General features: G+C 70.9%; 11 protein-coding genes and 2 pseudogenes. 5 read left to right on the forward strand and 8 right to left on the reverse strand.

The genetic code is table 11. The features are described from left to right. Window positions 1-157: 157 nt before the first annotated feature. On the forward strand, window positions 158-2,203 hold the full coding sequence (gene ftsH / locus AC07A4_RS32315) for an ATP-dependent zinc metalloprotease FtsH (protein ID WP_478605538.1): 2,046 nt from the start codon (window positions 158-160) through the stop codon (window positions 2,201-2,203). 114 nt (window positions 2,204-2,317) lie between these two features. After that, entirely contained in the window at window positions 2,318-2,923 is a 606-nt protein-coding gene (folE, locus tag AC07A4_RS32320; protein ID WP_030679969.1) for a GTP cyclohydrolase I FolE, read from the forward strand. A 45-nt stretch (window positions 2,924-2,968) separates the two neighbouring features. On the opposite strand, the gene AC07A4_RS32325 is transcribed toward folE, so the two are convergent. From AC07A4_RS32325 to AC07A4_RS32355, 7 genes and pseudogenes are all read right to left on the reverse strand, one after another. Continuing rightward, window positions 2,969-3,457, reverse strand: a complete 489-nt coding sequence (locus AC07A4_RS32325; protein WP_478605541.1) for a DUF3180 domain-containing protein — start codon at window positions 3,455-3,457, stop codon at window positions 2,969-2,971. 117 nt (window positions 3,458-3,574) lie between these two features. Further along, on the reverse strand, window positions 3,575-4,171 hold the full coding sequence (gene folK, locus AC07A4_RS32330; RefSeq protein WP_478605543.1) for a 2-amino-4-hydroxy-6-hydroxymethyldihydropteridine diphosphokinase: 597 nt from the start codon (window positions 4,169-4,171) through the stop codon (window positions 3,575-3,577). Then, window positions 4,168-4,527, reverse strand: coding sequence for a dihydroneopterin aldolase (gene folB / locus AC07A4_RS32335; protein WP_478605546.1), 360 nt, complete (start codon window positions 4,525-4,527; stop codon window positions 4,168-4,170). The genes folK and folB overlap by 4 nt, the downstream gene beginning before the upstream one ends. A 176-nt stretch (window positions 4,528-4,703) precedes the next feature. Further along, window positions 4,704-5,087: pseudogene (locus AC07A4_RS32340) on the reverse strand (nuclear transport factor 2 family protein); the annotation flags it as partial. A 213-nt stretch (window positions 5,088-5,300) separates the two neighbouring features. Next, window positions 5,301-5,420 (reverse strand): annotated as a pseudogene (locus AC07A4_RS32345) (nuclear transport factor 2 family protein); the annotation flags it as partial. After that, window positions 5,417-6,301: a dihydropteroate synthase gene (folP, locus tag AC07A4_RS32350; RefSeq protein WP_478605549.1), complete on the reverse strand. Its 885-nt coding sequence runs from the start codon at window positions 6,299-6,301 to the stop codon at window positions 5,417-5,419. The pseudogene AC07A4_RS32345 and the gene folP, both read right to left, overlap by 4 nt. A gap of 30 nt (window positions 6,302-6,331) precedes the next feature. Continuing rightward, entirely contained in the window at window positions 6,332-8,158 is a 1,827-nt protein-coding gene (locus tag AC07A4_RS32355; protein ID WP_478605551.1) for a phosphatidylglycerol lysyltransferase domain-containing protein, read from the reverse strand. A gap of 278 nt (window positions 8,159-8,436) precedes the next feature. Here AC07A4_RS32355 and AC07A4_RS32360 point away from each other — a divergent pair, with 278 nt between their 5' ends. Then, complete coding sequence (locus AC07A4_RS32360; RefSeq protein ID WP_478605554.1) at window positions 8,437-9,570, forward strand: alpha/beta hydrolase; 1,134 nt, start codon at window positions 8,437-8,439, stop codon at window positions 9,568-9,570. Between the two features lie 88 nt (window positions 9,571-9,658). Here the strand turns inward: AC07A4_RS32360 and AC07A4_RS32365 are convergent, their stop codons facing one another. Next, window positions 9,659-10,816 (reverse strand): ABC transporter ATP-binding protein, encoded by a 1,158-nt coding sequence (locus AC07A4_RS32365; protein WP_478605556.1) that lies wholly within the window; start codon window positions 10,814-10,816, stop codon window positions 9,659-9,661. A 207-nt stretch (window positions 10,817-11,023) separates the two neighbouring features. Here AC07A4_RS32365 and AC07A4_RS32370 point away from each other — a divergent pair, with 207 nt between their 5' ends. Further along, entirely contained in the window at window positions 11,024-11,806 is a 783-nt protein-coding gene (locus tag AC07A4_RS32370) for an ABC transporter permease (RefSeq protein WP_478605558.1), read from the forward strand. After that, a complete protein-coding gene (locus AC07A4_RS32375; protein WP_478605561.1) occupies window positions 11,803-12,483 on the forward strand; it encodes an ABC transporter permease in 681 nt (226 codons plus the stop codon). The genes AC07A4_RS32370 and AC07A4_RS32375 overlap by 4 nt, the downstream gene beginning before the upstream one ends. Window positions 12,484-12,500 lie beyond the last annotated feature (17 nt).

Genomic DNA, 12,500 nt, shown 5'->3' on the forward strand with positions numbered 1-12,500 from the left:
GGGAACCCCCGGCCCTTTCCCGCCGTTGGAGCATGCGAAGGCGGGATTGCCAGCAGTCCCGCGCGGCTTCGGGTCACAATGCTGGGGTACGGTCCGAAGAACAGTCTTTTATCAAACTCACTATGGCAGGAGGTACGGAGCGGCCTCGCTCCGTGGGATGGACGTGAAGCGATACTTCCGTGGGCCAGTCATGTGGATCGTGCTGGCCGTCCTTGCCGTGGTCGTGTTGATGCAGGTCGTCGGTTCGGGCGGCGGCTACAAGACAGTGGACACCGGCCAGGTCGTACAGGCCATCGACGACAACAAGGTCAAGTCGGCCAAGCTCACCACCGGTGATGATCACACCATCAAGGTGGAGCTCAAGGACGGCCAGAAGGTCAAGGACAGCAGCAAGGTCCAGGCGAGCTACATCGGCGACCAGGGCGTCGAGATCGCCAAGATGCTGCAGGCCAAGTACGAGGACAAGCAGATCCCCGACGGTTACACCGTCTCCCCGTCGAAGCAGAACCCCTTCGTCGGCATCCTGCTGTCCCTCCTCCCCTTCGTCCTGATCGTCGTCGTCTTCCTGTTCCTGATGAATCAGATGCAGGGCGGCGGCAGCCGGGTCATGAACTTCGGCAAGTCCAAGGCGAAGCTCATCACCAAGGACACCCCCAAGACGACGTTCGCCGACGTCGCCGGTTCGGACGAGGCGGTGGAGGAGCTCCACGAGATCAAGGAGTTCCTGCAGGAGCCCGCCAAGTTCCAGGCCGTCGGCGCCAAGATCCCCAAGGGCGTGCTGCTGTACGGCCCGCCCGGCACGGGCAAGACGCTGCTCGCGCGCGCCGTCGCGGGCGAGGCGGGCGTCCCGTTCTACTCGATCTCCGGTTCCGACTTCGTCGAGATGTTCGTCGGTGTCGGTGCCTCCCGTGTGCGTGACCTGTTCGAGCAGGCCAAGGCGAACGCCCCGGCGATCGTCTTCGTCGACGAGATCGACGCCGTCGGCCGCCATCGCGGCGCCGGACTCGGCGGCGGTCACGACGAGCGCGAGCAGACGCTCAACCAGCTGCTCGTCGAGATGGACGGCTTCGACGTGAAGGGCGGCGTCATCCTGATCGCCGCCACGAACCGCCCGGACATCCTCGACCCGGCCCTCCTGCGCCCCGGCCGCTTCGACCGGCAGATCGCCGTCGACCGGCCGGACATGCTGGGCCGTCTGGAGATCCTCAAGGTTCACCAGAAGGGCAAGCCGGTCGCCCCGGATGTCGACCTGGGCGCCGTCGCGCGGCGCACGCCGGGCTTCACCGGCGCGGACCTGAGCAACGTCCTCAACGAGGCCGCCCTGCTCACGGCCCGCAGCAACCAGAAGCTCATCGACAACCACATGCTGGACGAGGCCATCGACCGCGTCGTGGCGGGCCCGCAGAAGCGGACCCGGATCATGTCCGACAAGGAAAAGAAGATCACCGCGTACCACGAGGGCGGCCACGCCCTGGTCGCGGCGGCTTCCCCCAACGCGGACCCGGTCCACAAGATCACGATCCTGTCGCGCGGCCGCGCCCTCGGCTACACCATGGTCCTGCCGGACGAGGACAAGTACTCGACCACGCGCAACGAAATGCTCGACCAGCTGGCGTACATGCTGGGCGGGCGCGCGGCCGAGGAGCTCGTCTTCCACGACCCGACCACCGGTGCAGCCAACGACATCGAGAAGGCCACGGCCACCGCTCGCGCGATGGTCACGCAGTACGGCATGACCGAGCGTCTGGGCGCGATCAAGTTCGGCGGCGACAACACCGAGCCGTTCCTCGGGCGCGAGATGGCGCACCAGCGGGACTACTCGGAAGAGGTCGCGGCGCTGGTCGACGAAGAGGTCAAGAAGCTCATCGAGACCGCGCACAACGAGGCCTGGGAGATCCTGGTCGAGAACCGCGACGTCCTGGACAACCTGGTCCTCGCGCTCCTCGAGAAGGAGACCCTCGGCAAGGAGGAGATCGCCGAGGTCTTCGCCCCGATCGTCAAGCGTCCGGCGCGCCCGGCCTGGACGGGCTCCACGCGGCGCACGCCGTCGACCCGCCCGCCGGTGCTCTCCCCGAAGGAGCTGTCGCTGACGAACGGTGCGAACGGCGCCACCCCCGCGGTGACCGCCGCCAGCGGCACCACCGCCGCCAGCGGTGAAACCCAGTCCATCGAGGTGGCCCCGGAGGACCGCCCCGAGAGCTGATCCCGGGCGTATCACCAGGCCCGGAATGGATGCTGTGCCCCCCAGGTTCTAGCCTGGGGGGCACGGCTGTTTTCGGCCGTCCGCACATACTCAGGAACCAGGAACGAGGCACAGATGACCGACCCCGTGACGCTGGCAGGCGAGGGCTCGATCGGTGAGTTCGACGAGAAGCGGGCCGAGAACGCCGTACGGGAGCTGCTGATCGCGGTCGGCGAGGACCCGGACCGCGAGGGCCTGCGCGAGACGCCCGCGCGCGTGGCGCGGGCGTACCGGGAGATACTCTCCGGGCTCCGCCAGGAGCCCGAGGACGTCCTGACGACCACGTTCGACCTGGGGCACGACGAGATGGTCCTGGTGAAGGACATCGAGATCGTGAGCCTGTGCGAGCACCATCTGCTGCCGTTCCACGGCGTGGCGCACGTCGGCTACATCCCCGCCGACTCGGGCAAGATCACCGGCCTGTCGAAGCTGGCCCGCCTCGTCGACGTGTACGCCCGCCGGCCGCAGGTCCAGGAGCGGCTGACCACGCAGATCGCCGACTCGCTGATGCGGATCCTGGAGGCCCGCGGCGCGATCGTCGTCGTGGAGGCCGAGCACATGTGCATGTCGGTGCGCGGCATCCGCAAGCCGGGCGCGAAGACCACGACGTCCGCGGTGCGCGGGCAGCTGCGGGACGCCTCGACCCGCGCCGAGGCCATGAGCCTGATACTGGCGCGCTGACGGCCGGGCGCGGCCCCCGCTGCCGGGGGCCGCGGTCCGCCGGGGTCAGGCCGCCGGGGCCGCGCCCCCGTGCTCGTCGTCGCCGTCCTCGGGCAGCTTGCAGACGCGCTCCAGGAAGAACGCCGCCGCTATCACGCCGATGCCCGCGAGGACCGAGAAGCCCGCGTAGTACGCCTGGTCGCGGCGGGCGGGGATGTCCAGATACTCCAGCATGAAGGCGCCCACGCCGCCGTACATGCCGCACACCAGCGCCGCGACGAGCGCGCTCGCCTGGCCGAAGACCACCGCCCGGGCCGCCATCAGGGGTTCCACGCCCTTCGCGCCGGGCCGCCGCTCGCGCTGGGCGCGGAGCCGGGAGCGCAGCGAGACCGCCGTGGCGAGCAGCACCGCGGCGATCACCGCGAGGACGATGGGAGCGGCCAGCGGGACGCGCGGCAGCGTGCCCACCGAGTCCCACAGGCGGGCGCCCGCCCAGGAGAGCACCCCGGCGACGACGAAGAGACCCGCCAGCGTCCTCACGCGCAGTTGCTTCATTCCGGAGGTCGCCCCTTTTGCCGGTGTCTCGTCTTGCCGGTGTCTCGCCGTCATCGCCTGGTGTGGTCGCCGTGCCCCGCTTCGGGGCGCGGCGGCGGTCCTGGTAGACCCTAACGACTACTCGGGCAGCTGGAGTTCCAGGTCGGCGCGCGGCGTGACGCCTTCCCGGGTGATGCCGTGGAGCAGGTCGGCCACCGGGCCGCGGCCCGGGAGCTGTGCCTCCGGTTCCACGTCGTGCCAGGGGGCGAGGACGAAGGCACGCTCGTGCGCGCGCGGGTGCGGCAGCGTGAGCACCGGGTCGTCCGAGACGACGTCGGCGTACGCGACGATGTCGACGTCCAGGGTGCGCGCGCCCCAGCGCTCGTCCCGGACGCGGTGGAAGGCCTCCTCGACAGCCTGCGCGCGCTCCAGGAGCGAGGACGGGGGCAGCGTGGTCTTCACGACCACGACCGCGTTGAAGTACGACGGCTGCGAGCCAGGCTCGACGCCCCACGGCTCCGTCTCGTACACCGGAGAGACGGCCTTGACGCGGAGGCCGGGGGTGTCCTCCAGGGCGTCGACGGCGCCCTGGAGGGTCTCCAGGCGGTTGCCCAGGTTCGCGCCGAGGGAGAGCACGGCGCGGTGCGGGTTGGACAGGGTGGTGTCGGCGGCGTCCACCTGCTCCACGACGGAGGCGGGCACCGGCTGGACGGTGGGGTCGCTGTGGACGTTCATACGCGGCTCCGGGTGATCGTGATGGTCACGTCGTCGAACGGGACGGTGATCGGGGCGTCCGGCTTGTGCACCGTGACCTCGATCTCCAGGACGCCTTCGTGCTTGAGACAGGTCTGGGCGATGCGCTCGGACAGCGTCTCGATGAGGTTCACCGGCTCGCCCTGCACGACGGCCACGACCTCCTCCGCCACGATGCCGTAGTGCACGGTCTTCGCCAGGTCGTCGTCGGCGGCGGCCGCACGGGTGTCCAGACCCAGGACCAGGTCCACGATGAAGGTCTGGCCTTCTTCGCGCTCCCGCGGATAGACACCGTGGTGCCCGCGGGCCTTCAGGCCGCGCAGCGCGACACGATCCACGCGAATCACTCCTGACAGTCGTCGGTATGGCCGGCTGCTGCCGACTGCGGTCGGCACACCAGCCTCATTCGAATCTACCTGCGGGCACCGACAGCGATCGCCCGCGGGGGCGCCGTAGGGCCCGGTCGGCGGCGTTCGCGGGTGCCCCTACCCACTCGGAGGCGGCCCGCCACCCCTCAGGCGGGAGTCTCGTCGTCCTCGTCGTCGCCGGACTCCGCGAGCACGGGGGAGGCGTGGTGCGACCACAGCCGCCAGCCGTCGGGCGTGCGCCGGAACACGTTGGTGGCCACCACCAGCTGCCCGACGAGCGGCCCGAGCTCGTCGCCGTCCTGCGGGGCCGGGCCGCCGCTGAGGATGTTCTCCGTGCACGTCACCAGGGCCGTGTCCCCGGCCACGCTGACCCGGACGTCGGTGAGGAAGAACTGGATGTACTCCGTGTTCGCCATGATCAGCGCGTACGAGCGCAGCACCTCGCCGCGGCCGGTGAGCACCGGCCAGCCCGGGTGGACGCAGGAGATCGCGGCGGCGCCGTCCTCCTCGTAGCTGTCGCTGTCGCCGTCGTCGCCGTCGATGCCCTCTCCGGCGTCCCTGGCGTCCCCGGCGTCCCCGTCTGCGTCGTCTGCGTCGTCCGTGTCGTCTTCGTCGTCCAGGCCGTCCAAGCCGTCCAGGGCGTTCTCAGCGCCGTGGAGGCCGTCCCGGCCGGAGGAGCCCCCGGAGAGGGTGGGAATCGGTGTGGTGAGGCTGGACGGGCCGCCGCTGCCGGAGCCGTCGGCGAGGTCCGCCGGGTCCAGCCACAGGTCGGACACCGTGTCGAAGTCGCCGCGCTCCAGTGCTTCGTAGAACGCGGTGTTGGCCCGCTCGACCTGCTCGACGTCCGTACGGGCGCGGGTCACCGAGTGCCCGCCGCTCCGGCCGCGCCCGCGGCCGTCACGGCCTGCGCCACCCGGACGGCGTCCGCGGTGGCCCGCACCTCGTGCACGCGGACCGCCCAGGCGCCCTGGTGCGCGGCGATCGCCGAGACCGCGGCGGTGGCCGCGTCCCGCTCGCGGGCGGGCGGCGGCGAGCCGCCGGGGCCCGCCAGGACACGGCCGAGGAAACGTTTGCGGGAGGCGGCGACGAGGATCGGGCGGCCCAGCGCGCACAGGCGGTCCAGGTGGGCCACGAGCGCCAGGTCGTGCTCGGCGTTCTTGGAGAAGCCGAGGCCCGGGTCGACGACGATCCGCTCCGGGGCGATGCCGCCCTCGATCGCGGCCTGCACGCGCGCGTGGAGCTCGTCGACGACTTCGGAGACCACGTCCTCGTACACCGGCTTGGCGTGCAGGTCGGTCAGGAAACCGCGCCAGTGCATCACCACGAACGGCGCGCCCGCGGCCGCCACCGTGGGGACCATGTCCGGGTCGGCGAGCCCTCCGGAGACGTCGTTCACGAGCACCGCGCCCGCCGCGAGCGCCTCGCGGGCCACGGAGGCGCGCATGGTGTCCACGGAGACCGTGACGCCCTCGGCGGCCAGCTCCCGCACCACGGGCACCACGCGGCGCAGCTCCTCGGCCTCGTCCACGCGCGTGGCGCCGGGGCGGGTCGACTCACCGCCCACGTCGACCAGGTCGGCGCCCTGGGCGACCAGGTCGACGCCGTGCTTCACGGCGGCCGTGGTGTCGAACCAGCGGCCGCCGTCGGAGAACGAATCAGGGGTCACGTTCACGACGCCCATGACCGCACAGCGGTCCCATGGGGGCAGCCCCTCGACGATTCCCCGCCCGCGCAACGTACTCATGCCTTAAGCGTAGGCCCGCGCGCGTGGGCGCTATGCCGCCTGTACCTCGCGCTGTTCGGCCGAGCGCGCGGCCGCGGGCCCCTGGTGGGGGCACGGCCGGGGCCCGGCCGTGCGGCGGCGCAGGAAGCGCGGCAGGGCGAGCGTCACGAAGCCCTCGGCCTGCATCGCCGCGAAGCCAATGCGGGGAAGGTCGCGGCTGGAGCGGTAGACCACGAAACGCGGCTCCCAGCGGGGCCGGAACTTGGCGTTGAACTTGTACAGGGACTCGATCTGGAACCAGCGCGAGAGGAACACGAGCAGGCCCCTCCAGGCGCGCAGGACCGGGCCCGCGCCCAGCTTCTCGCCGCGCGCGAGGGCGGCGCGGAACATCGCGAAGTTCAGCGAGACCCGGGCGACGCCGAGCTTCGGCGCCGCCTGCAGCGCGGCCACGATGAGCAGCTCGTTCATGCCGGGGTCGGCGCTGCGGTCGCGGCGCATGAGGTCGAGGGACACGCCGTCCTTGCCCCACGGGACGAAGTGCAGGACGGCCTTGAGGTCGCCGTACGGGCCGGGCTGCTCGTCGGTCTTGTGCGCCGTCGCGATCAGGCAGTCGCCGTCGTCGGGGTCGCCGATGCGGCCCAGGGCCATGGAGAAGCCGCGCTCGGTGTCGGTGCCGCGCCAGTCGTCGGCCGCCCGCTGGACACGCTCCAGCTCCTGGGGGCCGAGGTCACGGATGCGCCGTACGCGCGTCTCGTACCCATTGCGCTCGATTCGCTTGACCATCTGGCGCACGTTGCGCATCGCGCGCCCGGACAGGGAGAAATCCGCGACCTCCACCACCGCCTCGTCGCCGAGCTCCAGGGCGTCGAGGCCGGTCTCGCGGGTCCACACCTGGCCGCCGGTCTCCGAGCAGCCCATGACGGCGGGCGTCCAGGAGTGGGCCTTGGCCTCGTCCATGAAGCGCTCGATGGCGCCCGGCCAGGCCTCCACGTCGCCGATCGGGTCGCCTGAGGCAAGCATCACACCGGAGACGACGCGGTAGGTGACGGCGGCCTTGCCGCTCGGCGAGAAGACCACGCCCTTGTCGCGGCGCAGCGCGAAGTGGCCGAGGGAGTCGCGGCCGCCGTGCTTGGCGAGCAGCTCCCGCAGCCGGACCTCGTCGTCGTCGGTGAGGCGCGCGGCCGGGTGCTCGGGGCGGAACGCCAGGTAGATGGTGGTCAGGGCGGTCAGCAGGCCCAGGGCGCCGAGGGAGAAGCCGACGGTCCAGGGGGTGCGCCCGGTGTAGTCCACGGGCCCTTCGACGCCGAAGAGGCCGTACAGGACGTGCATCAGGCGCTCGCTGATGCTGGGGTCGCCGATGACCTTGTCCGGGTGGACGCTGACGATCACCAGGCCGAGGGCGAGGGACCCGGCGCCGAGGACGACGAAGTTCGCGAGCGCGCGCCAGCGGCTGCGCGGGTCGGGCAGGGCGGCGAACTGCTCCCGGTGCCGCAGCAGCAGCACGAGCAGCGCGATCGAGATCAGCACGCCGATGAAGGAGTGCCGGTACGCGAACTGCGCCACCGCGCCCGCGGGCAGCAGGACCACCGCGGCGCGCCACGCGCGGCGCTTGTTGCGCCGCAGGCCGTGCGCGAGCAGGAGCAGCAGGACGCCGCAGCTGAGCGCGAGGGCGGCGGCGAAGGGGCCGAACAGGCCCGGGAGCACCTCGGCGAACGTGTGCAGCCGGCTGTGGCGGAAGCGGGGGAACACCCCCGCCGCCACGTTGAGGAGCCCTACGAGCGCGCAGGCTCTGGCGACCAGGGCGGGGACGGCTTCGGGGCGGGGGCCGCGAAGGACTCGGCGCAGCCCGCGCTTACCCTCTGGAACCGCATCCGACATTTCCCCATCTATCCTGACAGACATCGCATCCCGTAGTTCTGCGAGAGAGCTTCGACCCGGCGCCAAAGGCGGCATCCGGGATATTGCGCCCTCTAGGACGGTCCTTTGGGGACACGGGTTCACTCCGGACCAGAAAACCGGCTCAAAGCTGGCGGAAAAGTACGGCAAAGGCGAGAAAAGCCACGGCCAAACCCGGGCCAGGGCTCCGCCCCGGAACCGGAGCACACCCTTCCGGCCCCCGGGAGCGAACAGGCAGAAAGCGCAGGCAGGATCTTCCCATGGGTCTCACGAGCAACAAAGTGCTGGCACTCGCGGTCGCGCTGGCCGTGCTGCTGTTCATCGGCACGATCTGGCTCTGGCCGCGGCTCGCACGCCGCAGCTGGCGCGCCATCACGGGCCGCGTAGGGCTGCTACTGGCCACGCAGGTGGCGGTCTTCGCGTCGATTGGTCTCTACACCAACCAGGCGTTCGGGTTCTACGCCAGCTGGGCCGACCTGCTCGGGCAGGAGACCGAGCAGGGCGTGGTCGTCGACCACGACGTGCTCAAGGGCGAGAAGGGCCCGGTCAAGGTCCTGGACACGCAGTCCGTCGACGTCCCGGGCGGTGAGACGCCGCGCGTCGGCGGACAGATCCAGAAGATCCAGGTCCAGGGCCGCAACTCGAAGATCGCCAGCCCCGCGTACGTCTACCTGCCGCCGGAGTACTTCCAGCCGCAGTACCGCCACCGCACCTTCCCCGCCTCCGTCGTCCTGACCGGCTACCCGGGAACCGCCGAAGCGCTCATCAAGGGCCTGCACTACCCGCAGACCGCCCACAAGCAGGCCAGGCAGGGCAAGATGCAGCCGATGATCCTGGTCATGCTCCGGCCGACCGTGGCGCCGCCGCGCGACACCGAGTGCGTGGACATCCCCGGCGGCCCGCAGGCGGAGTCGTTCTTCGCCAGGGACCTGCCCGACGCGATCATCCAGCACTACCGGGCGGGCAAGAAGCCCGACTCCTGGGGCATCATCGGCGACTCCACGGGCGGCTACTGCGCCCTGAAGCTCGCCATGCACCACCCCAGCGTCTACGGCGCCGCCGCGAGCCTGTCCGGCTACTACAAGGCCGCCCAGGACGTCACCACGGGCAACCTCTTCCACGGGGACAAGGACCTGGAGAACCAGGCCAACCTCATGTGGTACCTCGACCACATGCCGCCCCCGAAGACCTCCCTGCTGCTGAGCAGCAGCAAGAAGGGCGAGGGCAACTACAAGGACACCCTGAAGTTCATCGACAAGGTCAAGCCGCCCACGCGCGTGTCGTCGATGATCCTCGACAGCGGGGGCCACAACTTCAACACCTGGCGGCGGGAGATCCCCAACTCCCTGGTGTGGCTGAGCCAGCGGCTCACCGGAGGTTCGGACGTACGGTGACGCGCGTCTGTCCGGACGTACGGTGACGCACGTCTCATGAGGGCGGGCGGCGGCTGACGGGGGTCAGCGGCCGCCCGCCCTTCGTCTCTCAGGCCCCGAGGACCGGTCCCACCGACTCCAGTTCCACGTCCTCGCGCGCGATGTCGCGCGCGTCCGCCGCCGTCGAGCGGCGCAGCGCCTCGTGCAGCCGGCCCGGCGTGAGGACGCCGAGGAAGCGGCCCTCGCTGCGCTCGTCGATGACCGCGATCCACCCCGCGTCGTGCTGGAGCATCGTCGAGAACGCCTGCTTCAGGCTCGCGCCGACCGGGAGCCACGCCTCCATGCGGCGGGCGTGCTCGCGCACCGTGCCGGTGCCCCCGCGCGCGTGCTCGGCGGAGAGCCAGCCGTGCAGGTTGTTCTCGCCGTCCAGGACGACGGCCCAGCGGGCGTCGAGCTCCTTGGGCAGCGGGTCGTCGAGGTGGACGACGGGCGGCTGTTCCAGGTCGCCCTCCTCGATCGGCGTCACCGACAGGCGCTTGAGGCCCCGGTCGGCGCCGACGAAGTCCGCGACGTACTCCGTCGCGGGCGCGCCGAGGACGCTGGAGGGGGTGTCGAACTGCTCGATGCGCCCGTGGCCGTAGACGGCGATGCGGTCGCCGAGGCGCACCGCCTCCTCGATGTCGTGCGTGACGAACAACACGGTCTTGCGCACGGACTGCTGGAGGCGGAGGAACTCGTTCTGGAGGTGCTCGCGCACGACGGGGTCGACCGCGCCGAACGGCTCGTCCATCAGGAGCACCGGCGGGTCCGCCGCCAACGCGCGCGCCACCCCGACGCGTTGGCGCTGGCCGCCGGAGAGCTGCTCGGGGAAGCGGTCGCCGTACACCGACGGGTCGAGGCCGACCAGGTCGAGGAGCTCGGCGGCGCGCTCGCGGGCCTTGGCGCGCTTGACGCCGAGGAGGTGCGGGACGGTCGCCGTGTTGTCGAGGACCGTCTTGTGCGGGAACAGGCCGACTTGCTGGATGACGTAGCCGATGCGGCGGCGCAGCCGCACCGGGTCGATTTCGGATATGTCCTCGCCGTCGAGGAATATCCGTCCGCTGGTGGGCTCGATGAGCCGGTTCACCATTTTCATCGTCGTGGTCTTGCCGCAGCCCGACGGGCCGACGAGCGTGACCAGTTCACCCTCGCCGACCTCGAAGGACAGATCGTCGACGGCCGTCGTGCCGTCCGCGTACCGCTTGGTCACGTGCTCGAACCGGATCATGATTCCCCATTGTGGCGCGTGTTCTGTGAAGGCCGTATTGCGCCCGTCGTACGAGTCTCGGCGATTGTCAGTGCTCGGCGTTAGGGTCGCCAGACAGAGGGACGTGTGCGTTGGGGCACGCGTCCCGACCGGGTGGGGTCGGGCGGCGGTCTTGTGCTGTCGACAGGACATGCCGCGCGTGTGCGATGAAGCACATGCGCCCGCGGCATGGCTTCGGGGAATCGGGGGGAGGCGGGGCGGGTGAACAAGCGGAGCTGTCTCGTGACGAACGACTGGATCTGCGGCGAGTACGTCCGCTCGCGCAGCCAGGAATTGATCGACGCGACGGTGGAGCACGTGGGAATCACGGCCGCGTCCGTGGTGATCGGGGTGGCGGTGGCGCTGCCGCTCGCGCTGCTCGCGCGGCGCTTCAGATTCCTCGCGGCGCCGATTCTCGGCGTCACCACCGTGCTGTACTCGATTCCGTCCCTCGCGATGTTCTCGCTGCTCCTGCCGTTCTTCGGGCTTTCCGCCTCGCTGGTCGTCACGGGCCTCGTGCTGTATTCGCTGACGATCCTCGTCCGGAACATCCTCGCGGGCCTGCGGGCCGTGCCCGAGGAGGCACGGGAAGCGGCCAAGGGCATGGGGTACGGCCCGCTGCGGCTGCTCTGGGAGGTCGAACTGCCGCTGGCGCTGCCCTCGCTGCTCGCGGGCGTGCGGATCACGACGGTCTCGACGGTGGCGCTCACCACGGTCGGCGCCATCGTGGACAAGGGCGGCCTGGGCACGATGATCCTGGACGGCCTGGACACCCAGTTCAAGGCCCAGGTGCTCACGGCGTCGGCGCTGTGCGTCCTGCTCGCGCTCGTCGCCGACCTGCTGCTGCTCGCGCTCCAGTGGTGGCTGACTCCCTGGACGAGGGCCTCGGGCTCCTTCCGCATACGCAAGAGACGTCTCTCCCGCGGGGCGGACGCGGCCTCCGGTGCGGTCAAGGTGGCTGAGCCCGTATGAACGCGATATCCGGCGCCTATGAGTGGCTGACCACGTCCGCCAACTGGCAGGGCGAGAAGGGGGTGTGGCACCGGCTCGCCGAGCACCTCTACTTCACGGGTGTGTGCCTCGCCGTGGCCTGCGCCATCGCGCTGCCCCTGGCCCTGCTGCTCGGGCACATCGGCAAGGGCGGCGCGCTCGCGGTGAACATCTCGAACGTGGGGCGCGCGGTGCCCACGCTCGCCGTGCTTATCCTCCTCACGCTCACCCCGCTCGGCGAGCACGGGGACGTGCCGACGCTGATCGCCCTGGTCCTGTTCGCCGTGCCGCCCCTCCTGACGAACACCTACGTCGGGATGCGCGAGGTGGACCGCTCGGTCGTGGAGGCCGCGCGGGGCATGGGCATGAGCGGCCGTCAGGTGTTCGCCCGGGTCGAGCTGCCGCTGGCGTACCCGCTGATCATGACGGGGGTGCGGTCGTCCGCGGTGCAGGTCGTGGCGACGGCGACGCTCGCCGCGATGGCGGGGGAAGGGGGGCTCGGCCGGATCATCACGGCCGGGTTCAACCTCCAGAACACCCCGCAGGTCGTCGCGGGCGCTTTTCTGGTGGCGCTGCTCGCCCTGGTCGTGGAGGGTGTCCTGGTCGCGGTGGGGTGGGTCTTCGACCCGATGCGGGGGCGGTCGCGCGTGAGCGGCTGACCTGCCCGGACGTTCTC

This window comes from Streptomyces sp. NPDC043996 (assembly GCF_056435225.1).